This is a genomic window from Oceanobacillus sp. CF4.6 (assembly GCF_051262635.1).
In the GTDB taxonomy this organism is placed as follows: Bacteria; Bacillota; Bacilli; order Bacillales; family Amphibacillaceae; genus Oceanobacillus.
The window spans coordinates 122136-147590 of record NZ_JBIMEX010000009.1 but is presented as its reverse complement, the minus strand read 5'-3'; the positions used below and the strand labels follow the sequence as shown (position 1 = coordinate 147590).

Here is a 25455-nt window from a genome sequence, read left to right as displayed (position 1 = left end):
TCATGCCAATTGATACATTATCATTCCTTCTCACTTCATCATATGAAGAGCTGATTGTATGACTATATTAGTATGTCACTTGTCACTAAAAGCATTGGAAGGATTCGATTCTGTCTAAATCAATGCCGAAATATACCCATCTGAATCCGGTCCATCTAAAACCGGCAATGGAATTTCTACCAACAAATGTTGGATAAAACCAAAAGGCATCCCTTCTTAGCCAAATATACGTAAATCTGAATAAACACCCACGTATTCCGCCAGGGTCAACGGCATACGTTTGAAACTGTGACTGTGTTGGAGTGAAGCTTGGTGGCGGAGTTGTTGGTGCCCCAGTTTGTTGGCCGCTCCCTGGAGGTCCCCCAAGCCCACCAGGTCCTCCAGGGAATCCGCCGGGTCCCCCAGGAAATCCACCAGGTCCTCCGGGAAATCCACCAGGTCCTCCGGGAAATCCACCTGGACCGCCGGGAAACCCACCAGGTCCTCCAGGAAATCCCCCGGGACCGCCACCGGGAAAACCGCCAGGACCTCCTGTTCCTCCCGAACCGAAAAATTGACCTAGTAAATAACCTGGAAGATTAAATTGTCTTTCCTCATCATCATATGGTGGTTGATTATAACTCATCTATTATTTCCTCCCCTATAAACTTGTGAAATTCATTCTCTTTAATATATGGGGGAATAGTCCAGTTGGGGATTAATTTTTGTAGAATGGGCAAAAACACAACGGAAAAGATATATAAACACCTTATCTTAATTTGAATTATGAGAAAATAATCTTGTAAGGAGTCCTATTGCGTGGTAAGATTATCTTGCATTTTACGAACAAATGTTTATGGAAGGACTAACAACATTATAATATAGGATCTATACAATGAACTCTTTGCCTTTTATGTAGATGTTGGTATAATTATTTTTTTAATTGGTTTGGAGAAAGGGGTTTTTTGTATGGATGATAATAATCACCCAAAAAAGTATGAATATCTGATTGATGATCCAAATGTAAAAGTAATGCCAATTATGCTCTCTCTAATAATTGGTGCTTTTTTTGCTATATTAAATGAAACTTTATTAAATATTGCTCTAACTACGCTCATGCATGAGTTTAATGTATCCCTTACCACTGTTCAGTGGATGGCTACAGGATTTATGTTAGTGATGGGAATTGTTATTCCTGCTTCAGCTCTTATACTACAATGGTTCACAACGCGACAACTCTTTTTGAGTACCATGATTATATTTACGATTGGAACTACGCTATGTGCACTTGCCCCAACTTTTCCTATTTTATTAACAGGTAGGTTGATACAGGCGGTTGGTACAGGGCTTTTAATGCCAATCCTGTTTAATGTGTTTTTATTAATATATCCACCACACAGACGGGGTAAAATCATGGGGATAATTGGACTCGTCATTATGTTTGCTCCGGCAATTGGGCCAACTTTATCTGGAGTCATTGTTGAATATTTAGGATGGCGATATTTATTTATAATTGTTATCCCATTTGCATTATTTTCTATCGCATTTGCTTATAAATATTTAGTGAATGTTTCTGAAGTTACGAAGCCAAAAATAGATGTCCTATCGCTTATTTTATCAACGATCGGGTTTGGTTCCATTGTGTATGGCTTTAGCTCGGCGGGAGAAAGTGAAGCTGGGTTCTTGGATCCTAAAGTTTATTCCGTTATTTTGGTAGGATTTATTGCTGTGCTGTTCTTTTCATTAAGGCAGTTGAAGCTTAAAGAACCACTCATCGATTTAAGGGTATTTCGTTACCCGATGTATACGCATGGGGTGATCCTGTTTGTGATTATCATTATGGCGATGTTTGCTTCTGAAATTATTTTACCGATTTATATGCAAGGACCTTTAGCATTAACGGCTGCTACAGCAGGCTTAGTTCTATTACCGGGTAGTATTTTAAATGGTGCCTTGTCACCGGTAATGGGGAGCTTATTTGATAAGTTCGGGCCTCGTGTATTGATGGTGCCTGCAACCCTTGTATTATGTGCAACGATGTTTATGTTGAGCAGGTTAGACTTAAATACACCGCTATGGGTAATTATTGTTGGTTATATATTATTAATGATATCCGTTTCTGCAACGATGATGCCTGCGGAAACAAATGGATTAAATCAGCTTCCAAAAGAACTTTACCCACATGGAACGGCAGTTATGACGACATTACAGCCAGTTGCAGGGGCAATAGGTGTCTCCGTCTTTATTAGTATCATGAATGCAAGGCAAAAAAGTGTTTTGCAACATTCAAATGATCCAACAGACTTGGTGGTAGTAAATGAAGGAATGGTGGCAGGTGTTGAACTGGTTTACTTTATTGCCTTTGCAATGTCTATTGTTGCTGTAATTATGTCTTTCTTTGTTTATCGCGCAAAACCGATTGAAATAGAGGTACAGTCAAATAAAGAACGATGAAAAAGTATCCATAAAAACGAGCCCCTTTTAGGTGATTGTCTGAAAGGAGCTCGTTTTTCTGCTTCATATTCATTCCATATCTAAATAAATTAATAACGCATCGCGTAAAAATTTTGTGCCACCCTTGATTGCCTTGTCATAGTAAGCAGTGAAACGGTCATCTGAAACATACATTTCAGCAAGACCTGCATGTGCTTCTTTTGAATAATTAGGCCAAGCATACATGAGCCACTGTTTATGTTTTGCAGCAACTTCCTGTGCCAAGTCTGAGGCTGGATTTCCAGTCTTATATGCTCTTTCAAGCAGTAGCATTATTTCTCCTTCTAAGTCGTTCATGGCTTTTAAATCCTCTTCAGACATTCCTCTCAATTTTGCGTTGCTAGCATTAACTGTCTTATCACCATACTTTTCACGTATTTCTTTTCCAAACTTTTGTTCGTTTCTCTCAATGATTTTATCCTTAAATCCTGCAAATTTTTCTTTATCCTGCATAGGTGTTCCTCCTTCAATGCTTGCAATCGTCTTCTCGACAGTTGCCATTAGTTTGTCGAGGTGGGATCTTTTTTGCAACAGTTTTATAAAATGATTTTTGAGCGCTTTTGTTTGGTCATAGGTTGGCTCATTCATAATTTCCGTGATTCCTTCCAAACTTACTTCTAATTCACGGTAGAATAAGATTTGTTGAAGCAGATCAACTTCTTTTTGTTCGTATATGCGATACCCCGAAGAATTTATTCTAGCTGGCTTAAGAAGTCCGATTTGGTCGTAATACCTGAGTGTGCGGCCGCTCACGCCTGAAAGTTTAGCTAATTTATTTACCGTATATTCCATCTGTATCCCTCCTGACAATTGTTATCATAAACCTTTACGTTGCGTAAAGGTCAAGCGGGAATATGAATTCATTTGTGGCGAAATCAAAAAAGTCTTCCTTACACAACTATAATCGAAATAGATAATCAAAAAGGGGGTGAAAGAAATACTATTATTTCCACCCCCTATTGAACTTTCATTTCGATTATAATCATAAAGAAAGAAGTTTCAAAGTTTCTATGACTTATAAACGTTGTACAGCAAGATTAATATCGTTAGCAGCTGTAATCGCTGATATAAAAGAAACACCATCTGCACCTGCATCAATTACAGGCAATGCATTCTCAGTATTGATGCCACCAATCCCAACAATAGGTAGGTCTGGAAATTGCTTTCTTAATGTTGTTATCCATTCTGCTCCAACAGGTGTTTTAGCATCCGTTTTTGTGCTAGTAGCATAAATTGGGCCTGCACCGATGTAGTCAACCAACTGTAGAGGACTCTTTTCAACTTCGTAGGGATTTGATACAGAAAGCCCAATTATCTTAGTTGGAAACATTTTACGTAATTCTTCTACTGATTGATCGTCTTGTCCAACATGAATCCCGTCTGCATCTAGAGGGGTTACCAAATCAATATCATCATTAACGATAAACGGAATATGGTGTCTTCGGCATATATCTCTTAATTGCTTGCCTAATTCTAACTTTGCATGGCCAGTAAGTGATTTGGGTCCCTTTTCGCGAAATTGAAATGCTGTAATTCCAGCTTCTGCTGCTGATTCTAAAATTTCTGTAGGATCAATGGTACAGTTTTGGCTGCCCATAATAAAATATTTACGCAAGTTTTGTTTTATATGATGTTTCATTCATTATCTCCCTTTTAGAAAACTTTAATCGAGTGAAGATTCACATCGTGTTGCCCAGTGGTTTGTTGGGCCGCTTCCAGATCCAAGTGGAAAGGAATATTGAATTGCTTCCGTAACGAAATGTTTCGCTTTTTTAACGGCTTCATTTAATGGTAAACCTTGACTCAAATAGGCTGTAATAGCTGCAGAATAGGTACAACCTGTACCGTGTGTATTTTTAGTATTGATTCGTTTAGCAGAAAAGGTATGAAGGCTTGAACCATCGTATAGGAAATCAATTGCTTCACCTTTCATGTGGCCACCTTTCACCAGTGCAGCTCCGGCACCAAATTTCTCAACAATATGCTCTGCAGCTTGTTTCATATCATCAACCGTTTCAATACTTTCACCGGTCAGATATTCAGCTTCCGGGATATTCGGTGTTACTAAAGTAGCTAATGGCAAAAGCTCTTTTCTTAGAAAGTCACGCGCATTTTCTTCAATTAATGGGTCTCCACTTGTTGCAACCATAACAGGGTCCATAACATATGGAGCATTTAACTTTGAAATCTTACTAACCACGAGTTTCATCATATCTATATTGGCAATCATTCCAGTCTTTAATGCATGAACAGGCATATCCGAAATAACAGAATCCAGTTGCTGTTTGATCATATTAAGTGGCACATGATGGATGTCCTGGACACCAGTAGTATTCTGGGCAACTACGGATGTTATAACAGACATACCATAGCTTTTTAATTCCTGGAAAGTTTTTAAGTCAGCATGAATTCCTGCTCCACCACTAGGATCTGTCCCAGCAATGGTAAGGACACAAGGTATTTGTTTCATCGATATGACACCGCCCTTTTTGATGGCCACTCGTCACATGCTTTGATTCTGTTTAGTTCTGCATTTGAAGCAGCTTTTCTTAATACGTCAGTAAATGTCATCATATAGCCTCCTAATTAATACGTGCTAAATTTTTGGTTTTAACTCTTGATACGATAAACCAGCCAATGAAAGCACCGGTAATGCTGCTGACAAGAAATCCCGGTAAAAAGGCAAATGCACCAACGGAGGTACCCATTAGAATGCGGGCAAATGGTACCGCGAAAAGAGATCCGATTACTCCTGAACCGATCGTTTCTCCAATTACTGCCCATCCCTTTTTACCACCTTTTTTATAAATATAACCAGCTAGAAATGCTCCAACCATGCCTCCAGGAAAGGCCAATAAAGTACCTAAACCAAGCATGTTCCGAAGTAAGCCAATCATAAATGCGATGGCAACTGCAGGACCTGGTCCAAGCATGATAGCTGCCATGACATTGACTGCATGCTGAACAGGATATGCGCGTGCGATCCCTGTTGGAAACCACAATAACTGAGCACCTATCGTTCCAATTGCTACAAAAACTGCCATTGTTGTTAACAAAAGCGTTCGATTCATATTATTCCCCCTACATTTTTCATAAAATACGATTAGAAAACGAAGGCGTCACCAAGCTTTTGGGTGACAGCCTTCGTTGCACTTATGCAGTAAGAAAGTAGTTTATACTTTCTTAACTGTCAACAAAAAAGCCAGATCCTTTATGGACCTGGCTTGGTAGGCTGAAAATAGAATAGACGATATAATAAACGTCCGACTACTTCCCTCCGCTAGTATTAACCAGATCAGGTCCATAAGAGTCGGAAAGTGAATGCTTTCCTCTCAGCCCACATTTCATTTGGGCACCCCTAGTAGTTTCATGCTATATAATTGTGTGTACAACTGTAACCTTACCAAATTTTTTAACTTTTGTCAGTATTAACTTGATAACCTGGTACAACTTTGCCAGGTGGAACGGAAGGCGAATGATACGAAATAGAATATAAAAGTGAATAAATATAGTCTACAATTTGAAATATTTTCTGGTATAATATGTAGAAAGAAAGGAGGTATATGTTGAAATGGAAGCAAAGTTTGATCAGATTATTGCTGAATTAGGAAAGCTTCAAAAAGGGCAGGAAGACTTAGTCTTGAATCAAAAGCAGATGGCAAAGAATCAGGTTCGCATGGAAAAGAGTCAGGATCAAATGGGAAAAAATCAAGAGCAATTTACGGTAAGCCTGGAGCAATTGGCAATCAATCAAGCCCGGATGGAAAAAAATCAAAATCGCTTCGAATTAAAACTAGATGATTTTACTGTTGAAACACGAAGTAACTTTAAACATACACAGAACCAACTAGACACACATGCAAATATTATCAAAAAGGTAAAATAAAAGCGACCACTAGGTTATTCTTCAATTCGTGTGTTCAGCCCCATTTCTTAATCAAGTTTCTGCCACGCAGTCATAACTTCTCAGTAAAAATGTTTTTATTATACTTAAAAAGGTTAGATAGGATGTTTTTACAAGTCCCATCTAACCTTATTAATTTTAGGATGGAGCATAGGGGGCTCGAACCCCTGACCTCTTGCATGCCATGCAAGCACTCTCCCAGCTGAGCTAATGCCCCAGATTCATAATTATGATTATAGCCACTTTTTATCAATTTTTCAAGAAAAATTTTAGAGTAATGGCTTTAGATAATATAAGATATACTATACAAAGCAATAAATTTATTTGTTATTATAAAAAATAAAAACAAGGAGGGTTATTTTGCCAACCAATGATGAGCGTCTGTTTTCTATGCTGATTTATGTACTTAGCTTTCCTTTTCCTATCTTAGGCCCATTACTTATTTGGTTACTAAAGAGGGATGAGTCCGAATTCGTTGATTATCATGGAAAGGAATATTTTAATTTTTTGGTTTCCTATTTTATCTTTGGAGCAATTGGTACACTATTAATTATTTTATTAGTGGGGATTGTTATACTCATTATATTAGGCATTATGGCAATTATTTTGACAATTATTGCAGCGGTCAAGTCGTATCAGGGGGAACGATATAGATTCCCTTTTATTATTCACTTCATTAAATAAGAGGACATTTCTGGTTCTCTTATTTTGTTTTTACTCTTTGGAACTATATCCAGAAAATAGAACGAAGGACTTATGAACCCTTTTTAAAAATACATAGTACTAATGGTCTGAATTTACAATATATTTACAAAAGTTTACAAATATTTCATAGTAACCCTCTTACTTTTATGCAATATTTAAGAAGGACTAGTGCGGATTTTGTCTTAAAATCTCGCATCTGGAACAAATATTCTAAAAAAACGGAGGGTATCAATGAAGCGTATAGCTTTTAAAAAGACCGTTAGTATGTTTCTTATTTTAGCGCTGACATTCATGAATTTCACACCTGTATTTTCTATGTCTGCAGCTGCTGAAAGTAATGAAGCGACAGCAGAGGATTTATTTATTTCGGAGTATATTGAAGGTAGTTCTCATAACAAGGCGATAGAAATTTATAATGGTACGGGAAGTGAGGTGGATTTATCAGGCTATGGATTAGAGTTATATAGCAATGGTGCTTCTACTGCAAGTCAGACACTGGAACTTTCCGGTACCCTTGCACATGGTGATGTTCTGGTTCTTGCCCATACAAGTGCTGAACAGGCCATTCTTGATCAAGCAGATATCGTAAATGGCTCTGTCATTAATTTTAATGGTGATGATGCACTTGCTTTAACAAATAATGGAGAACCTACGGATATACTAGGTTTCATTGGTGAACGTACTCCTTATGGTGAAAATGTGAATCTAGTAAGAAATTCATCAGTCACAGCACCAACTGAAACGTATGATGAAGGACAGTGGATGGATTATGCTAGTGATAAATTTTTATACCTTGGCAGTCATACAATGGATGGCGTGGAACCTGTTGAACCTGGCGAACCAGGAGATGAATATTCCATTGAAGAAGCTCGTGACTTAAGTGATGGAACAGTGGTAACTGTCGAAGGCATCGTCACAGTAGATCATGCTGCAATCAGTAATGGCTCCCAGTTCACAACTTACATACAGGATGATACTGGCGGCATTAATCTATTTGCTTTCGAACAAGGTGGGTTACCTGACCTGCAAAAAGGGGATCGGGTACAAGTTGTTGGGGAACTAGATTCCTATAATGGATTAAAAGAAGTTATTCCAACTGAGATTGAAGTACTGGAAACAGGACAAGCATTACCAGAAGCACAACAAATTACCCTTGAAGATCTTCAAAATCCAGAGATTGCAGAGTCCTATGAGGGAGAATTAGTCCAGATTAATGGCTATATTAACAATATACCAGGCAGCCCAGCTGGTGGTGGATATAATGTATCCTTGGTAGATACAGATTTTAATGGAACGATTTTACGAGTAATGGAGAATGCACTGGATATCTCACAAGTAGAATCTAATATGTGGTATGACATTACTGCTATCGTAAGTCAATATAATGATTATCAGATTATTCCAACAGAACAGGCTGATCTGCAAGTAGCAGAAGAACAACCGGAACCGCCAACCGCCGCAGGACTCTATGAAACTACAGTTGAGAGAATAACAGATGGAGATACAATTCGTGTAGAAACACCTGTTTTCGGTGAGACGAGAGTTCGCTTCCTGAATATGGATACAGCAGAAACGTATGCTGCACATAATGATGACCCAGCTCGAGATGATATAAATGAAAATCAAAAATACTATGGTGATTTGGCCACAAATTATATTGGTGAGCTTCTTCAACCAGGAGATGAGATTTATCTGAAAATCGGGGAAGAGCCAACAGATGATTATGGAAGAATTTTAGCAGAAGTTATTCGTAAAGAAGATGGGCTAAACATCAATCTAGAAATGGTCGAGGCAGGTTACGCATCAACGTACTTTCTTGCACCAATTGATGAAGAAGCATATCCTACTTACCAGCAAGCAGTAAAAGAAGCTCAAGATGCTGGATTAGGAATTTGGAATCCGGAAGATCCGTTATTGGAATTGCCGTTTGCATTCCGTGCAAATGATGATCAAAAAGGATTCCTGCGTTATGTTGGAGATTCTGACACCATGGAATATGTAGAACCAAATGATTGGGCAGATGTGTCGGTTGAGAAACGAATCTTCTTCTCAAGTGCAGATGAAGCTGAATCGTATGGATATACTTCAGTTGGAGATGAAGGAACTCCAGATGAAAATATACTGGAATTACAGCTACTGAGCATGAATGATTTACATGGGAAAATTGATCAGGAGTATATGCTTGATCCTGATGGAGATGGCGTTTCTGATATGTATGGCCGCATGGATTATACGGCGAGCGCCATTAAAGAACGTGAACTGGAAAATGAAAATACATTAATCGTTCATGCTGGTGACATGATTGGTGGAAGCTCACCAGTTTCAGGACTCCTGCAGGATGAACCAGCAGTAGAAATTATGGAAGAAATCGGTTTTGATGTAGGAACAGTAGGTAATCATGAATTTGATGAAGGCTTACCAGAATTGTTACGTATGGTAGATGGTGGAGAGCATCCAGAAGGTTTAGGGACAGCCTATGATGGAATGAACTTCCCTGTACTTTGTGCGAATTGTGTATATGAAGATACGGGTGAAACATTCTTACCACCATATGCTATTGAAGAAGTTGATGGCGTGAATATTGGCTTTATCGGTGTCAATACGATTGAAACAGTTAATATGGTTATGCCGGCATCACTTGAAAATGTAGCATTTACAGATGAAGCGGAAGCAGTCAACGATGCAGTTGCTGAACTTTCAGAGCAAGGTGTTGAAGCAATTATCATTCTTGCACATATGCCAGCTTATCAATCTGGCGAAGCGGCTACTGGTGCAGCGGCTGATCTTGCCAATAGCGTTGATGATACAGTAGATGTTATCTTTGCAGCACATAATCATGCAGTAAATAATGCTGTTGTAGATAATAAGCTAATTGTTCAAGCTTCTGAATACGGAAAAGCTTTTGCAGATGTGGACCTAGAAATTGATCGAAATACAGGAGACATTGTAAATAAAGAAGCTGAAATCGTATTTGTGAAACAAAGTGATTATACTGCTGATGAAACAGTTACTGAAACGTTGAGCTATTATTCAGAACAAATTGCACCTATTATAAACGAAGTAGTAGGATATAATGCACAAGATCTGATTGGTGATTATACAAACAATGGTGATCACGGTTTGGGTAACTTAATTGCAGATGGAATGAAAGCAAATATGGATAGTGATTTTGCAATGCAGAATGGTGGGGGAATTAGAGACCATTTACTTGCAGGTGAAGTCACTTGGGGTGAATTGTATAACATTCTTCCATTTGGAAATACCTTAATGACAGTTGAAGTAACAGGTGCTGACCTTTACCCAATTATTAATGAACAATTATCACCAACTTATGGACCGGATTACAGTATCAGTGGATTGCATTATACGTGGAACCCTGAGTTAAGTGAAGTTGTAGATGTTACCTTCCCAGATGGTACACCAATTGATGAAGATGAAACATATACGTTAACCGTGAATAATTATATGGGAACATCCGATGGACCAATTAAAGACCTTGGCCAAAATCCAGTTATGGGACCGGTTGATGTTGATGCAATGGTTGAATTTGTAGAGAGCCTAAATAGCTCAGAAACAAATCCAATTGAGTACGGGCCAGAAGGAAGAATTACAGAAACAGATGAAAAGCCAGGTGAACCAGAAGAAGAGCCACAAGTACTGGAAATCGAACCAAAGAAAAATAACGGTACAGCGACAGTTCACACAAAAGATTTGGAAGCTGTTGACCATGGTTCTCACGTTTTAATCAATATTTACAACGAGAGAAAACCTAGAAATCTACTGCTTAATAAAAAACAGGTAGATTTACTGAAAGAAAAAGAAGTAACCTTGGTAGTTACGAATGGAGCTAATACAGAGACAATTGAAATGATTGATGTACAAAACAAAGTGCTGAAGGTTAGTCTCAATCAGTAACAGGTATGCAAATAATTGAGAATAATAAAATCTTTGCTTAAAAGAAAAGAAGGATGCGACCATCGTGGTTGTATCCTTCTTTTTCATCTACTTGTTTACATATCTAGCTAACTTACATTATATTGGAACTAGGTAAAAAATAAACGATAGAATGAGAATTGTAGTTTTGGAGGTATCTAAATGAATAAACCTGTTATCAACCAGGACGATTATCGATTTAAAACAGCGAATAAAGAGGCACTAATTGGTATAGGCTTAGTACTTTTTAACTTTGTTTGGTGGTATGCTTTTGCATATGGATTAGGAAGTAAGGACCCTTCCGAATATTCCTATGTTTTCGGTCTCCCGGCATGGTTTTTTTACAGCTGTGTGCTTGGATTTGTTGTAATGGTTATACTCGTATGGATTGTTTTAAAGGTATTTTTTAAAAACTTACCATTAGATGATGAGGAGATTTAGGAATTATGAATTGGCAGGCTATTTTACCGTTATTATTATTTATCATAATTATTTTTGTGGTTGGAATTTGGGCAGGAAAATATGTTAAATCCACAAATTCGTTTTTACAGGAATACTTCCTCGGTGGGCGAAGTCTAGGTGGATTTGTCTTGGCAATGACGATGGTAACCACCTACGGGAGTGCCAGTAGTTTCTTAAGTGGCCCGGGTACGGCATATAACCAAGGACTTGCTTGGGTATTACTATCAATGACTCAATTGTCTACAGGCTATTTTGTGTTAATGATTTTAGGTAAAAAATTTGCTATCGTAACTCGCAAGTATAAAGCGGTTACAATTGTAGACTTTTTAAAAGAACGCTATCAATCAAAATGGGTTGTCATTTTATCGGCCATTAGTATTTTAATATTTTTATTCTCTGCTATGTCAGCGCAATGGATTGGTGGAGGACGTTTAATTCAATCATTAACAGGCTTTTCCTATATTGCGGCATTATTTATTTTTTCGATATCGGTGCTTGTGTATGTTGTGATAGGCGGATTCCGTGCGGTAGCATTAACGGATGCACTACAAGGTATCGTTATGTTTTTCGGTACGCTAGTCTTATTAATTGCTGTTATTATCGCTGGTGGTGGCATACCCAATATTATCTCGGATCTTGCAGCGGAGAATCCCAATCTAATAACACCTTTTGGAGCAAATGGCGATTTGACGCCAAGATATGTTTCATCTTTTTGGGTATTGGTTGGTGTTGGTGTGGTGGCATTACCGCAAATTGCAGTACGTGCCATGTCCTATAAAAATACCAAATCTATGCACCGGGGAATTTTGATAAGTACCATCGTAGTCGGATTCATTATGCTTAATATGCATTTAATAGGAGTATTTGCAAGACCCGTTATACCGGGAGTGGAAATAGGCGATACAGTCATGCCGCTCGTCGCGCAACAGGTATTGCCGAACTGGCTTGCGGGGATAATATTGGCTGCACCAATGGCGGCAATCATGACCACAGTGAATTCTTTATTATTATTGGTAAGTTCAACAATTGTAAAAGATATTTATTTAAATTACATGGAACCTGATGCAAGGGAAAGCAAAGTAAAGGGAATGAGTATGTGGGTTACAGCAGTAATTGGAATAATCGTCATTGTAATGTCCTTGAACCCTCCAGACTTAATTATTTGGTTAAATCTATTTTCGATGGGTGGGCTAGAAGCGGCATTTATTTGGCCGATAGTTATGGGTCTCTATTGGAAAAAGGGTAATAAGTATGGAGCAATTGCATCGATGATTACAGGTGTTGGTAGCTATATTTTATTCGAATCATTTTATCCACAGCCATTCGGTATGCATTCCGTTGTCACCGCAATTGTATTATCATTTTTCGCATATGTCGGGTTAAGTCTCGCTACACGGAAAAATACAGTCGCATTGGAAAATTCAGAACAGGTTATCAAATAAATTTAAAAAACCTCTTTTTACATGAAAGAGGTTTTTTAAATAGGCGCTTTTTGTAATGTATGTTGCTTTATAATTCTCGCAATGGAGATAAAATGCGAAGTAACAGCTTTTCCCGGTCTTGTGAAAACAGCCAATTAAAAAAAAGAAAGCTGATATGAGTAAATACTCAAGTCAGCTCTCGTTCGTAGCCTGTGTCATTTGATGCCAGACAGAACCTTTTGCTTCCTCTCCGCCCTTAATACGTTCCATGGCCAATTGTATTTGCATACGTACTTCAAATTCAGGATCATCAGCAGCTGCTTCCAGTGATGGAATTGCTGTTTCATCCCCAAGTTCAAATAAAAACATAGCTGCACGCCAACGTACAATTCGGTTAGAGTCAGCAAGTGATTCAATCATTTCAGGCATCGCCTCTTTAAATCCTAGATCGGAAATACAGTCCCCAGCTGTTCGCCTGACATTTACAGCTTTATCTTTTAATGCTTTATATAGGAAGGGGAGCACTTCCGGTTCTTCAATCATCCCTAAATATGCAGTTGCCAACCTTCTAATCGATGATTTTTCATCTTCTAATGCTTTATCGAGCAAGGATAGGTCCTCGAAAGTAGGATTAAGACGGTCCAGTGCTGCATAACGTACTTTCCAATCAGGATGATCCAAAGTTTCCAGATTGAGACTTTTTTTCGTGCTGTTTTTGTTCATTTCGCTTGAATCATTTTCGTCAAAAGCCATTCGAACTAAAGTATCCAGTCGATCTTTATCGAAACTTGCTGAAAGCTCCTCAACTACATCGATACCGATTTCCTCCATCGTACCATATCGTGGATGTTGTTCTACCCATGTTCTATCCATAATCACGTTGGGAGAAGAAGGGGAAGCTTCCATAACTGCCTCTGTGAATATGTCAGGAAGTCCCAACCGTTTCTCTTCGTTACCGTCTTCTAATTTGACTTGCATAGGGATTCCACGAAACATTTGTATAAAAACGTTCACTTCACCAAAGGCATCTTCGGTTATCCGTTTAGGTGCAGGTTTAGGTTGTTCGATTTCTTCTTCTGTACCAATGACATCCCGTACTTTTGGTAAAAGTTCTTCCCACGGTGTCTTTGGGTTTCGTGCCAGAGCAATAAAATCAACAACCCGATAGATATTTTTAACGCCTTGAATTTTAAAAAGTTGTTTGACATAGTGTGGAGCATTTTCTAAATTATCTTTTTCATTAAAATTGTAGTTCTCACCTGAAGATAATTCTTCATTTACATTTATTTTCATGGAGTGAGGGCTTGGTGTTGGTTCAATCGAAATAATTTTCATCGTGCATGCCTCCTTTGCCTTATTTATTCACTTGCTAACTTGTCAGCAAAAGCTTTCATATAAGGTGGAAGGTCTGGTGGGCGTCTACTAGAAATAATATGCCCATCAACGACAACCGCTTCATCGCTCCATGTAGCACCAGCATTGGTCATATCATCTTTTATGCCAGGTGTGCTGGTTACTTTCTTTCCTTGTAGAATATTTGCGGATATCAGTACCCAGCCAGCATGACAAATTTGTCCGATTGGTTTTTTTGCTTCATCCATGGAACGGATAAATTCAATTACTTCCGGATAACGTCTTAGTTTGTCTGGTGCCCATCCACCGGGTACAAGTATCGCATCATAATCATCTGCTCGTATATCGGTAAAAGCATATGCTGATTCTGCAGGGACACCATATTTCCCAATGTATGTCTTATTTGCTTCTTTACCAATCAAATCGACCTGTGCACCTTCTTCTTGAAGACGTAAAATCGGATACCAAAGCTCCAGATCTTCGAAGTCATTTTCCACTAGCGCGATAACCTTTTTATTTTGCAGGCGCATGCATATCCCTCCATATAGTTATAATACATCCAGTGTAACAGAGGAACGAAGAGATTTCGATTATGATGCTGTAGCATAGTGAGTTAATGCATATTCAACTATTGGCGAGAAATTAAATGATGTTATCCATTGTATTCCGCGTACTTGGCAAAAGTATTTTCATTTTCAACAAGTCCACAGGAAGCACATTGTATTTTGTACTGTGGCCCTTTATAAGTATGATGGAAAACTTCTACACTTTCGTTTGTATATTCATTCATCATTTCCCCGGTTTGAGCATTCAGCTTCACTGGTTTTGCAACTTGTTCAATAATATTAAACCTGGAACGATTTGTTTTGCAATTCGGACATCGATACGGTTGATTCATTATAAACACCTCCAAAGCTTATTATTCCAATGAAGATATTTTTTATTAATTTTAGGCATTAGAAGTAAAAAAATAACCCATTGCCATTTTTGGCTCTGGGTAAGGATGATTAATATGTAAATAGGTGAAATTAGAGACCGAACCATTTTTTAACTTTGCTAAAAATTGACTTTTGGTCGTCTGTTTCGGAAACAGCTTCACTTTCTTCGTTTTGTTGCTCTTCTTCGATAAATATATTCTCCTTCTCAATTGCATAGTCGTAGGTTAGAACAGCCCCAATATCCGTATCCTTTTCATTATTTGTAATCGTTGTATAATGAATGTTATATTTATTGGCAAGCACCTTTTCCGCTTTTAAAAAACGATAGGATACATGTCCGTTAATAAGTAATTTTGCCTTTGGGTTCTCCTTAATCGCTTCCTCGAGTTTGTTGATACCGGAATCAGTCATTACTTGGCCGATTGTAAGTGCAAGAACAATTCGTTCTCTAAGCGTGCCAAGAAACTTAATTCGTTCATTTTCTTTTGGAAGGCGTGTTCCATATAGTCCATCTGTAAGATAATCATCAACGCTCTTCTTGCTCATTGAATATCACCCTTCTTATAGTTAGGTTATTCCTAATGTACAACATTCTATAATTTTATACAATAAATGAAAAATGAAAGCGATTCATTCATTGAATGAATCGCATTTCAAAAGAATTTATTTTTTATGCGCTCGTTTATCTGCGGCACGGCTTCTAGCTTGAGCTTTTTTGTCATCTACGTCAGCAAATTCATTGGTAAACTCAACATCGATTCCGTCCGACTTTAAATTCTTAGGTGTTTGTGCCAAATAATTATTTTTGTTATTCTTATAATCGTCTCTTCTCATGTCAATCACCTCGTTTTAGAAAGTGTTACATAGGATAGTATGTGCAACTATCTTCCATTATTGCATGGTAAGTATTACTTTGATTATTTCCTGTCGCCACCCAATAAATCGAATAAACCGCCGGCCACGCTTCCTTCTCCTTTAGATCCCCCACGCTCGGGTGCTGCCGCAAAAATTCTGCTTGCCAGTCTGCTGAATGGGAGTGATTGGATCCATACTGTACCTGGGCCACGTAATGTGGCGAAGAACAACCCTTCACCGCCAAATAGCGCAGTTTTAATGCCACCGATATATTCAATATTATAATCCACGGTTCCTGTCATTGCTACAAGACAGCCTGTATCGACTTTTAGTGTCTCACCGGGGCCTAATACTTTTTTATGGATTGTACCTCCAGCATGTACAAAGGCCATACCGTCGCCTTCTAACTTTTGCATAATGAATCCTTCACCACCAAAGAAGCCTGCACCAACTTTTCTTTGAAATTCAACTCCTACAGCTACACCTTTAGCTGCTGCGAGAAATGCATCTTTTTGACAAATTAGTTTCCCGTCGATTTCACTTAAGTCCATTGGAATAATTTTCCCTGGATATGGAGAAGCAAATGAAACATGCTTTTTGCCCACGCCTTCGTTCGTAAATGTAGTCATAAATAGACTCTCACCAGTAATCACTCGTTTTCCAGCTCCGAGTAATTTTCCCATGATCCCACTTTGGTTCTGTGTACCATCTCCAAAAATTGTTTCCATTTGAATTTGGTCGTCCATCATCATTAAGCTTCCGGCCTCAGCGATGACTGTTTCATTTGGGTCAAGTTCAACCTCTACGAATTGCATATCATCACCATGTAGCTTGTAATCAATCTCATGATTATTCATATTTTTACTTCCCTTCGTCGTTATTAACTCAACTTTTACAGAGTGAAATTAACAAATATGCGCTTTGGTAGAAATGGGAGGTCTGAGGATGATACTGCTCAAATTGAGTTATTAAGTAATAGTACGTTATAAGTTCAGTAAAGATTCAAAAATTTCCATAACGATAATCCGTATTTAAAAAGAGCTCTCATAATCTGAGAGCCCTTCTGTGTATTCAGTTAATGTTTCATTGTATTTTGAACGGGTGAGAAGCTATTCATATAAGTTTGCATATCTTCAGGTTTCAATTGAGGTACTTGGTAATACTGATGTTTATTTTGGTATAAAAAGACCTCGTAAGCCATTTCAATGATATGTGGCACGCTATCTGCAAACACTCTTCTTAATACCGGATTAGTTGCTTCCAATGCGGTCATCGTAAAGGCTGAAGTACATGACTTTAAATTACCCATCATAAAACTGGAGATACATTGATCATTTAATTCCGTTGCGGATTGGGCAGGTGATTTTGGTTGTGTTGGCTTCATTCCATAAATCACATCATTACTTTGTGCCATATTATAGGTTTGGGTTTTTACACTCGGTTCTTGGCCGGTTTTTAATGTCTCGATAATCGTATTATACGTTTGGGACATATATGTTTTGTGTTTTTGAAGCATTGTTTTTAATTCCGGATCCTGGATATGCTGTTCATACAGCAATGATTGTTCCATGCTACCGATAAGTCCTGAAATTGCTTCATGTGCATCAAACATTTCATGTCCACCATGACTTTCCATTGCGGACATCTGTGAAGTACCTTGCAGATTTTGGCTTTGTTGTTGGTTATGCAAAATAAAAACCTCCTTTAATTAGTCAAAGATATTTTTTACTAAAGGAGATAAGTTATTCATTATAAAATGATTACCTATTTATACATTTTGCTCTTCGTATGAAAAAACGGTATAATTTTACCGTTGACAATTAGGCATTTTAAAGGAGACCAGTCATGATGGATGAAAAGGCTGAAAAAGAGAGACGAGATAGGAAGCAAGCGAATAATATTGAAGTTTGGGAAGATGTTGTCGATATAAAGGACTTACTATTAAGTATTTTACTTTGTACAGCGACTGCGATGGGGGCTTATTTAATCGCCCCAGACGACCCACCTAAACCTCTTTTATATGGATTGGTTGGGGTTGTTATTGGTTTTGTAATCAGCAGTATTATTATTAAACCAAAACGAACACTTAGATTTGAGGATGAGGAGAAATAGACAATGGACATTTCACTAATCATGGAGTTAATAGCAGTATCTATTTTTGGTGCAGTATTATACACCATCATTGGTATAGCACCTGGAACAGATGAAACTGCAGTATTAATGCCTGTTACACTGATTTTAGTATTATCTGGAATGCAGCCTATTTCCGTTTTGGCCTTCTTTATATCGGCCATTGTAGCAAAAAAGCTCACTGATTCCATTCCAGTTGCGATTGCAGGGATTCCAGGAGGCGTTTTATCGGCTCCGATGGTAGAGCATGCCATGGTATTAAAAAATAAAGGCATGCCTGATGTAAGTATTCGTAAAATGGCATCGGGATCTGTAATAGGAACCATCATTGCTGTTCCGCTAAGTTTAATTCTTGCTCATTTGCTTATTCCTTTTGGAGATACCATTGCAGGTTATTCCAATCAAATATTTTTCGGGGGTGCAGTATTTCTTGCACTTATGACAAAGAACAGATGGTTGGCATTGATTTCCATTGTACCGTTTGCTTTACTGATACAAGGACTGCGGCATTTATATTGGGGAGTAGGTGCGGTTCCCGAAGATACGACAGTGTTCACCTCGTTTTTCCTCGGAATTACTGTAGGGCCAATTATTTTGAAACTGCTTGAATTACTAAATAATGAAATCCGCAGTAATTTACCGCGAAAAGAATCAAATGATATTGTATTAAAGAAGCAAAAAAAGGTGAAGGGATTTCCAAATCCTTTTAAAATTTTAGATAAAAAGGAGGCAGTCTCTTCTGCATTTGCATCCGTGCTTGGAGTATTCACATTTTTTATGAGTCCGGCGGGTATGACAATATTCCTTGGAGAGGTTTTATCGAGCAGAATTAAGGATCCTATAAAAAGAGCAACACGAGCAATTTCCAGTATGGATGGTGTTACGAATGCTACCTATATTTCAGGTATACTAATTCCTTTAATTGCTATTGGTGTCCCATTATCACCAACAGCTTTAGGGCCGGGTATGGCTTTATTTAATGCTCCCCCTGTATTTACGAAAGATCATAACCTCCATCATATTTTATCAATGAGCGATTTTGTTATTGCTACAGTTATTGGAGCAGTCATAGCGATCAGCTTAACGTATTTTGTTACCGTTAAATATTCGCAGCAGATCTGTACTTTTGTATTTAAATATATCCCACATGAAGCTTTACTTGGTGTATTTTTAGCGCTTGTTATTATGTTGGCTTATATGGATGCAGGGTTAATCAATATAGGCGGTGTTCTATTAATTGGTTTGGTTGCAGGGGTATTACATAGGTGGGGCATTAATTATGGAGTACAATTCATGGTGCTGTATGCAGCGCCATGGATCGTGAGCAATCTTGTTCTATAGCACTAATCCTTTTTTCATTTTGTTGCTTTTCATCATCGCATTTTACATAAACTACGAAGTAACTGCTGGTTGTTTGGTTTCTTTAAGTAACTGCTTTTCCCGCCGTCCGGGATCGCTCTGGGCGGATGCTTTCCGCGGGCACGGCCTCAGCCCCGAAGAGAAAACCACTCTTCTGGTCTTCGGACACGTGCTGGGACTGCGATTACTCGCCCCACCGAAAACCTTTGTTCCCGCAGGAGTCACCGCCCGCCGCTCACCCGGACTGGTGAAGCTCGGTGATATGAATTTTATAAATCACTAATGCAGTTATTAGTTTGTAAGCTTAAAACCAGCTCTGGGGAAATATACGAAGACTCCAGCCGCCCGCGAACCGCAAGTATATTTCCCCAGAGCGGTCGCCGAAGTAACTTATCCTAGTTCGTAGTTTATCTCAACTCTGCGATGATTAACAAGCAATAAACATTACGAAAATATCTTTATTTTTACCAAATGTAGCAAGGAGTTTATGGAGACATTCTAAGTTTACCCCAGTTACCTATTTTATTGGTGCGAAAGTTGAGTTATTAGAAATTTTCAAATATGATATGATGAATATATAATCAGATTACTATAACAATAAATAGGAGGATGAAAAATGCGTGAAAAAGACCCGATTCGATTAGATAAACGAATTTATTTAATCGATGGTTTTGACCTGGATGTATCCAATCGAACCGGTACTTATGTCATTAACGAGGAACATCTAACACTGGTAGAAACTGGCCCCAGTCCATCTATAAAATATATTAAAGCTGGACTATCAGATCTAGGACATTCATTGGATGAAGTGAAGTATATAATCGTAACTCATATTCATCTGGATCATGCTGGTGGAGCAGGATTGCTAATTAAGGAATGTCCCAACGCAAAAGTTATTGTTCATCCAAGAGGAGCAAGGCACTTGGCAGACCCTAAGCATCTTGCAGCAGGTGCCAGAGCCGTATACGGAGAAAGTTTTTCCGAATTATTTGATCCGATTATTCCAGTGCTTGAAGATCGCTTGCTGATAAAAGGGGAAGGGGATACGTTGGAAATAGGACCTGAATGTATATTGGAGTTTTGGGACACACCGGGACATGCAAAGCATCATTTAAGTATCTATGATCCTGTAAGTAATGGAATGTTTACGGGTGATACAGTTGGAGTCCGGTATGAACAATTGCTGCTTGATGGGGTTCATCTATTTTTACCTTCAACATCTCCGAACCATTTTAATCCGAATGATATGGAAGCATCGATCAATCGGATTCGCGATAAAAAACTAAACAGGATATATTTTGGTCATTTCGGCATGACGGAAAAAGTAGATGAAGCTTTAAATCAGGTCTCCGGTTGGTTGGAAACCTACATGGAAGTGGGAGAACAGGCAGCTATAGAAGGTAGAGGATACGATACCATTTCACAGCGACTACTAGAAAAAGTTAGAATGCATCTTAGGGAAAAAGGGATAGCAGATGAGCATGAAGTCTATATTCTCATTAACCTTGACTTGCAGGTAGGTGCACTAGGGATTATTGATTATTTTAAAAAATTGAAACAGTAGGTTGAATTACAGTTCGAAAAGAAGCCAGGAGTTGTCCTTGGCTTCTTTTTTTTAATCTTTACTTTGAAAAATTAAGTTCCCAGGAATATTCCAGTCTTCCTTGCAATTTATTATTTTTGTTAATTAAGTTCATTCATCTCAAGAACAACTGGACAATGATCACTTCCCATAACAAGTGAATGAACTTGCGCTTCTTTTAAGAAAGGTACCAGTCTCTCTGATGCAACAAAATAATCGATTCTCCAACCGACGTTTCTCTCTCGGATTGTTTTCATATAAGACCACCAGGAATAGATATCTTCTTCATCAGGGTGAAAATGTCGGAGGGTGTCTACAAATCCTGATTCGAGTAAATGAGTCATTTTGCCCCGTTCCTCTTTAGTAAATCCAGAGTTTCCATGATTCGTTTTATCGTTTTTTAAATCGATTTCCTGATGTGCAACATTTAAGTCTCCGCAGTAGATAACAGGCTTGATTCCATCCAATTCCTTTAAATAGCGATACAATTCATCTTCCCAATCAAGACGATAATCCAATCGACTTAAGTCTCTTTTTGAGTTAGGAGTATAAACATTAACCAAATAGAATTCTCCATATTCTAGTGTAATAATTCGCCCTTCTTCTTGAAAATCATCCTGTCCTACCCCGTATTTAACACGAATTGGCTTTTTCTTTGTGAAAACAGCTGTACCAGAATATCCTTTTCTGACTGCATAATTCCAATACTGGAAATAACCATCAAGTTCTAAATTTATTTGCCCTTCCTGTAATTTCGATTCTTGTATACAAAAAATATCAGCATTAACCTCATTAAAATAATCAAGAAATCCTTTTTTTACACATGCTCGAATTCCATTTACATTCCAAGATACCAACTTCATAGATTAATTATTTCCCCTTTTTTTTCATTTTATTTGTCAATTTTACCACATGAATAGATAAAGTTGCTGATGGAAGTCCAATCATGCTTGTAACTACAGTAATTAATCTATATCATAGCCGGCCGAGTCGATTTTTGGTGAATATTAATTTCCCGGGAAATATATTGTCGAACAACGATTTGAAAAATGTTATTGCATTCTAAGTGTATTAAACGTATAATACATTCGAAGGCGTATTATGCATCTAATACACATTTATATGTGAATAGCGTATTAAGCACATAATACGGTGGAATTATACAGCTAAGAATAAATAATAGGAGCGTGTGTCATGAATGTCAGTTTTAATAAGCGGGAGCCTGTTTATGTTCAGGTTGTGAGACATTTCAAAGAACAAATTGCTACTGGGAACGTTGAGCCTGGTCAGGAAATTCCGTCACGTCGTGAATTAGCGAATCAGTTGAAAATCAATCCAAATACTGCACAACGAGCGTACAAAGAAATGGAGGAAGAAGGTTTGATCTTTACCGAGGGGAATAGCCCAAGTAAAATCACAAGAGATGAAAAAGTTATAGGCATGGTACGGGAAGAACTTATAATTCAAGCTGTTGATTCGTTTATTACATCCATTCGCCCAATTAATGTACCAATTGATGAACTGGTAGGATTAATCAAAGAAAAATATAAAGAAGATTTCAATGAATAGGGGGTTGTAAACATGATAGAAGTAAATAATTTAACGAAAAAATTTGGACGGAAAATAGTACTGAATGGTGTTAGCTTTACAGCGGAAAAGGGACAAATTACGTGTCTAATCGGTGTTAATGGAGTTGGGAAAACAACGATTCTAAATGCGATTATGAATCTAACACCTGTAAATAGTGGGAAGATTCTAATTGACGGAGACAAAATTAAAAAAGAAACCTATGAAAAAATCACTTTTATTCCAGATGCAATAACGATGCCCCCGCAAATGACAATTGCACAAGCGATGCAGTTTATGCAGGATTTCTATCACAGTTGGAACCAGCAACGGGCGACCGAATTGCTAGGGTTCTTTAAATTAAAGGAAGAGGAACGGATTTCTAGCCTTTCGAAAGGAAACACAGCAAAAGTCAATTTACTGCTTGGATTAGCGCTCGACGTGGACTATCTTCTAATGGATGAGCCTTTCTCCGGAATTGATATTTTTAGTCGGGAACAGATAGCTGATGTATTTACAAGTCATTTAGTAGAAGATCGTGGTGTTATCATTACCACACATGAAATTAATGATATCGAGCATATCATCGATAAAGTAGTTTTACTGGATAATGGAGTTGTTTCGAAAGAGTTTAACGCAGAAGAAGTGCGTGAAAATGAAGGAAAGTCTGTCATTGATGTAATGCGGGAGGTTTATAGAGGATGAAGAGCTATTTCAAACTGGTCAACTTTGAATTGGGACGTTTTATGAAGGTCTACCTAGTGCTGATTGGAATAACGATTATCTCACAAATTGCAGGGGTGATTGTAAAATCAAGAAGCTATCTGGATAAAGCAAATCAGGCTATTAATATAGATTCCATACCTAAAGAACAATTTCTACAGCAAAATGGTCACATGAGTATGGTACCTATCACACAAAGTTTATGGTTTATGGGCCCAATCGCACTGTGTATTGCGGCATTAATTTTCTATAGTTTCTTCATATGGTACCGTGAATGGTTCGGCAAAAATACGTTTATCTATCGTTTGCTAATGCTGCCCAATGCAAGGCTTCATGTGTTCCTAGCAAAAGCTTCGTCGATATTTCTGATGGTACTTGGTTTGACTTCAATTCAACTGATTTTATTACCTATAGAAAGTACGATTCTTAAATTTATCGTTCCATTTGATTTCAGAACGGATATGGAAATTAGTAATATCATTAATAACTTTTCATATTTATTTATTTTAATACCAGATTCATTTATGCAATTTATTATAAATTATGGAATTGGCTTTATGGCTATATTTATTCTATTTACTGCCATTTTATTTGAAAGAAGTTTTCGTTTAAAGGGAATTTTATTAGGGTTTGGATATAGTTTATTGGCTACAGTAGTATTTCTGTTTCCTTTGGTATTAGAAATTTTCTTTGGTGCCAATTACTTGTACCCAACTGAATTATTTTTTGTAGAACTTATTTTAGCCATCATTGTTATCGGTGCATCCATTTGGTTGAGTAATTATCTAATGAATAAGAGAATAACCGTCTAAGGGAGGATGAGAAAATGTTGCGTTATTGGAAATTAATTTCAATTAGTATCATAACTGTTTTAACCATAGGAGCATTTTATATTCAATCTGCTATGGCAAGTAATAATTATCCTGAATTTGTCCTAGATACACAGAACGGAAATGAAGATGAAATTGCGAATATTACCATTCGTGCAGATTACAGCGAGGGTATAAACGGTGAATATGCCGAAATCACTTCAGAAGGAACGATGTATGCTAGTGAGCAATCCTTTTTAGATCGCCTTGGAGGAATTTACACCGATGGCGAGATGGAGCGACTTCAAAAGAATTATCGAAATTTTATGAGAGGAAAGGATAATATCTGGGCTGTTTTTGAGGACCAGGCAATACTAGCTTATGCTGATATCAATGATAATTACATCGTTGATGGACCAAGAGAATTTACATTTGATATTGATATATTGGAAAAGGATTCGAATGAGACAAAAGATTTTACAATAAATATTTCGGAAAAGAACAAATACAATTACGTTCAAATTGAGGATGTTCAAGTTTTAAACAATGAAATGATCGTAACAACGGTTAATCATTCTGTAAATGGGAGATCAGATGAAATACATGTATATAGGTTAAATATTACAGATGAGAAGTTAGTTACTGATGAAGTTATACAAGTGAATCCAGAACAAGCTAGTGCACAATTTGCTCATGTGAATCTAATTCATGACCAATCCGATATAGGATCAGCAAAACATCTCGTTTTCATAAAGGAATATATGAAAGAAGTACAGCATGCGGATGGAAATTATTATCTCGAACCTAATGAAAGTGAATTAATAGCCTATCATTTGAAAACAAATGAGCTGGAAAGTATTCAATTGCCAGAAGAAATACAAGTGTCAAGTGGGTCCATCTATTTAAATGATTCAACACTTTATAGTATTGAACTGGCGGATAAAGACATAAAGGTTGCATCCTTTAACATGGACAGTAAAAAGATCGAGAATTTAAAAACGATCAATCTTTCCAATATAAATAGTGGTAATAGCTTGAATGATCACTTTAGTATGAAAATAAAAAACGGAGAATTATATTTAGTTGGTCATGAAAAAAATAAGAATACTGAAGCACCATTACTTGTTATCGACTTAGACTCTGGGGAAATAAAATATGAAGGAGTAATAGTAACGGAAAATTTGAAAGAGACTCAACTGGATTATATATTAAATATTTATGAAATGGAGTTAAAGTAAGAAAC

At 37.6% G+C, this 25455-nt stretch carries 26 protein-coding genes, 1 tRNA gene and 1 riboswitch; of the genes, 13 read left to right on the top strand and 14 right to left on the bottom strand.

The window, feature by feature from the left end; translation table 11 throughout:
* Window positions 1-85: 85 nt before the first annotated feature.
* Window positions 86-625 (bottom strand): hypothetical protein, encoded by a 540-nt coding sequence (locus ACHABU_RS14525; protein WP_435765632.1) that lies wholly within the window; start codon window positions 623-625, stop codon window positions 86-88.
* Between the two features lie 323 nt (window positions 626-948).
* On the opposite strand from ACHABU_RS14525, the gene ACHABU_RS14520 reads away from it, so the two are divergent.
* Window positions 949-2433 (top strand): MDR family MFS transporter, encoded by a 1485-nt coding sequence (locus ACHABU_RS14520; RefSeq protein WP_435765631.1) that lies wholly within the window; start codon window positions 949-951, stop codon window positions 2431-2433.
* A gap of 69 nt (window positions 2434-2502) precedes the next feature.
* Here ACHABU_RS14520 and ACHABU_RS14515 read toward each other — a convergent pair whose 3' ends face one another.
* From ACHABU_RS14515 to thiW, 4 genes are all read right to left on the bottom strand, one after another.
* Window positions 2503-3264 (bottom strand): MerR family transcriptional regulator, encoded by a 762-nt coding sequence (locus ACHABU_RS14515; RefSeq protein ID WP_435765630.1) that lies wholly within the window; start codon window positions 3262-3264, stop codon window positions 2503-2505.
* A gap of 223 nt (window positions 3265-3487) precedes the next feature.
* Entirely contained in the window at window positions 3488-4111 is a 624-nt protein-coding gene (gene thiE / locus ACHABU_RS14510) for a thiamine phosphate synthase (protein WP_435765628.1), read from the bottom strand.
* Window positions 4112-4135: 24 nt separating this feature from the next.
* Window positions 4136-4942, bottom strand: a complete 807-nt coding sequence (gene thiD / locus ACHABU_RS14505) for a bifunctional hydroxymethylpyrimidine kinase/phosphomethylpyrimidine kinase (RefSeq protein WP_435765627.1) — start codon at window positions 4940-4942, stop codon at window positions 4136-4138.
* A 112-nt stretch (window positions 4943-5054) separates the two neighbouring features.
* Entirely contained in the window at window positions 5055-5543 is a 489-nt protein-coding gene (gene thiW / locus ACHABU_RS14500) for an energy coupling factor transporter S component ThiW (protein ID WP_435765625.1), read from the bottom strand.
* A 184-nt stretch (window positions 5544-5727) separates the two neighbouring features.
* Window positions 5728-5842: riboswitch (TPP riboswitch) on the bottom strand.
* A gap of 201 nt (window positions 5843-6043) precedes the next feature.
* On the opposite strand from thiW, the gene ACHABU_RS14495 reads away from it, so the two are divergent.
* Complete coding sequence (locus ACHABU_RS14495; protein WP_435765624.1) at window positions 6044-6358, top strand: hypothetical protein; 315 nt, start codon at window positions 6044-6046, stop codon at window positions 6356-6358.
* Window positions 6359-6520: 162 nt separating this feature from the next.
* On the opposite strand, the gene ACHABU_RS14490 is transcribed toward ACHABU_RS14495, so the two are convergent.
* A tRNA-Ala gene (locus ACHABU_RS14490) sits at window positions 6521-6593 on the bottom strand.
* 143 nt (window positions 6594-6736) lie between these two features.
* On the opposite strand from ACHABU_RS14490, the gene ACHABU_RS14485 reads away from it, so the two are divergent.
* From ACHABU_RS14485 to panF, 4 genes are all read left to right on the top strand, one after another.
* Window positions 6737-7060, top strand: a complete 324-nt coding sequence (locus ACHABU_RS14485) for a DUF4870 domain-containing protein (protein ID WP_435765622.1) — start codon at window positions 6737-6739, stop codon at window positions 7058-7060.
* 252 nt (window positions 7061-7312) lie between these two features.
* The gene (locus ACHABU_RS14480; protein WP_435765620.1) at window positions 7313-10996 is read left to right on the top strand and encodes a 5'-nucleotidase C-terminal domain-containing protein; all 3684 of its coding nucleotides are present in this window, start codon (window positions 7313-7315) and stop codon (window positions 10994-10996) included.
* A gap of 180 nt (window positions 10997-11176) precedes the next feature.
* Window positions 11177-11455 (top strand): YhdT family protein, encoded by a 279-nt coding sequence (locus tag ACHABU_RS14475; protein WP_435765618.1) that lies wholly within the window; start codon window positions 11177-11179, stop codon window positions 11453-11455.
* A 5-nt stretch (window positions 11456-11460) separates the two neighbouring features.
* Entirely contained in the window at window positions 11461-12918 is a 1458-nt protein-coding gene (gene panF, locus ACHABU_RS14470; protein ID WP_435765617.1) for a sodium/pantothenate symporter, read from the top strand.
* Window positions 12919-13089: 171 nt separating this feature from the next.
* Here panF and ACHABU_RS14465 read toward each other — a convergent pair whose 3' ends face one another.
* From ACHABU_RS14465 to ACHABU_RS14435, 7 genes are all read right to left on the bottom strand, one after another.
* A complete protein-coding gene (locus ACHABU_RS14465) occupies window positions 13090-14232 on the bottom strand; it encodes a conserved virulence factor C family protein (RefSeq protein WP_435765615.1) in 1143 nt (380 codons plus the stop codon).
* Between the two features lie 23 nt (window positions 14233-14255).
* Complete coding sequence (locus ACHABU_RS14460) at window positions 14256-14780, bottom strand: type 1 glutamine amidotransferase domain-containing protein (protein ID WP_435765613.1); 525 nt, start codon at window positions 14778-14780, stop codon at window positions 14256-14258.
* A 122-nt stretch (window positions 14781-14902) separates the two neighbouring features.
* On the bottom strand, window positions 14903-15148 hold the full coding sequence (locus ACHABU_RS14455) for a DNA alkylation repair protein (RefSeq protein ID WP_435765611.1): 246 nt from the start codon (window positions 15146-15148) through the stop codon (window positions 14903-14905).
* Window positions 15149-15278: 130 nt separating this feature from the next.
* Complete coding sequence (locus ACHABU_RS14450; protein ID WP_435765609.1) at window positions 15279-15734, bottom strand: YueI family protein; 456 nt, start codon at window positions 15732-15734, stop codon at window positions 15279-15281.
* Window positions 15735-15851: 117 nt separating this feature from the next.
* Window positions 15852-16022, bottom strand: a complete 171-nt coding sequence (locus ACHABU_RS14445) for a YfhD family protein (RefSeq protein WP_435765607.1) — start codon at window positions 16020-16022, stop codon at window positions 15852-15854.
* A gap of 83 nt (window positions 16023-16105) precedes the next feature.
* Window positions 16106-16900, bottom strand: coding sequence for a TIGR00266 family protein (locus ACHABU_RS14440; RefSeq protein WP_435765606.1), 795 nt, complete (start codon window positions 16898-16900; stop codon window positions 16106-16108).
* Between the two features lie 218 nt (window positions 16901-17118).
* On the bottom strand, window positions 17119-17733 hold the full coding sequence (locus ACHABU_RS14435; protein ID WP_435765604.1) for a spore coat protein: 615 nt from the start codon (window positions 17731-17733) through the stop codon (window positions 17119-17121).
* Window positions 17734-17888: 155 nt separating this feature from the next.
* Between ACHABU_RS14435 and ACHABU_RS14430 the strand changes: the two genes are divergently transcribed.
* The 3 genes from ACHABU_RS14430 to ACHABU_RS14420 all read left to right on the top strand — a co-directional run bounded on the left by ACHABU_RS14430 (window position 17889) and on the right by ACHABU_RS14420 (window position 21096).
* Window positions 17889-18155 (top strand): hypothetical protein, encoded by a 267-nt coding sequence (locus tag ACHABU_RS14430; protein WP_435765602.1) that lies wholly within the window; start codon window positions 17889-17891, stop codon window positions 18153-18155.
* 3 nt (window positions 18156-18158) lie between these two features.
* Window positions 18159-19514: a tripartite tricarboxylate transporter permease gene (locus ACHABU_RS14425; RefSeq protein ID WP_435765600.1), complete on the top strand. Its 1356-nt coding sequence runs from the start codon at window positions 18159-18161 to the stop codon at window positions 19512-19514.
* 634 nt (window positions 19515-20148) lie between these two features.
* Window positions 20149-21096 (top strand): MBL fold metallo-hydrolase, encoded by a 948-nt coding sequence (locus ACHABU_RS14420; RefSeq protein ID WP_435765598.1) that lies wholly within the window; start codon window positions 20149-20151, stop codon window positions 21094-21096.
* 119 nt (window positions 21097-21215) lie between these two features.
* Here ACHABU_RS14420 and ACHABU_RS14415 read toward each other — a convergent pair whose 3' ends face one another.
* The gene (locus ACHABU_RS14415; protein WP_435765597.1) at window positions 21216-21977 is read right to left on the bottom strand and encodes an exodeoxyribonuclease III; all 762 of its coding nucleotides are present in this window, start codon (window positions 21975-21977) and stop codon (window positions 21216-21218) included.
* Window positions 21978-22308: 331 nt separating this feature from the next.
* On the opposite strand from ACHABU_RS14415, the gene ACHABU_RS14410 reads away from it, so the two are divergent.
* From ACHABU_RS14410 to ACHABU_RS14395, 4 genes are read left to right on the top strand one after another with little or no spacing between them, the layout of a single operon-like run.
* Window positions 22309-22683, top strand: coding sequence for a GntR family transcriptional regulator (locus tag ACHABU_RS14410; RefSeq protein WP_435765595.1), 375 nt, complete (start codon window positions 22309-22311; stop codon window positions 22681-22683).
* A 12-nt stretch (window positions 22684-22695) separates the two neighbouring features.
* Window positions 22696-23385 (top strand): ABC transporter ATP-binding protein, encoded by a 690-nt coding sequence (locus ACHABU_RS14405; protein ID WP_435765593.1) that lies wholly within the window; start codon window positions 22696-22698, stop codon window positions 23383-23385.
* Window positions 23382-24215 (top strand): hypothetical protein, encoded by an 834-nt coding sequence (locus ACHABU_RS14400; protein WP_435765592.1) that lies wholly within the window; start codon window positions 23382-23384, stop codon window positions 24213-24215. Before ACHABU_RS14405 ends, ACHABU_RS14400 begins: the two co-directional genes overlap by 4 nt.
* Before the next feature lie 14 nt (window positions 24216-24229).
* Window positions 24230-25450 (top strand): hypothetical protein, encoded by a 1221-nt coding sequence (locus ACHABU_RS14395; protein WP_435765590.1) that lies wholly within the window; start codon window positions 24230-24232, stop codon window positions 25448-25450.
* Window positions 25451-25455 lie beyond the last annotated feature (5 nt).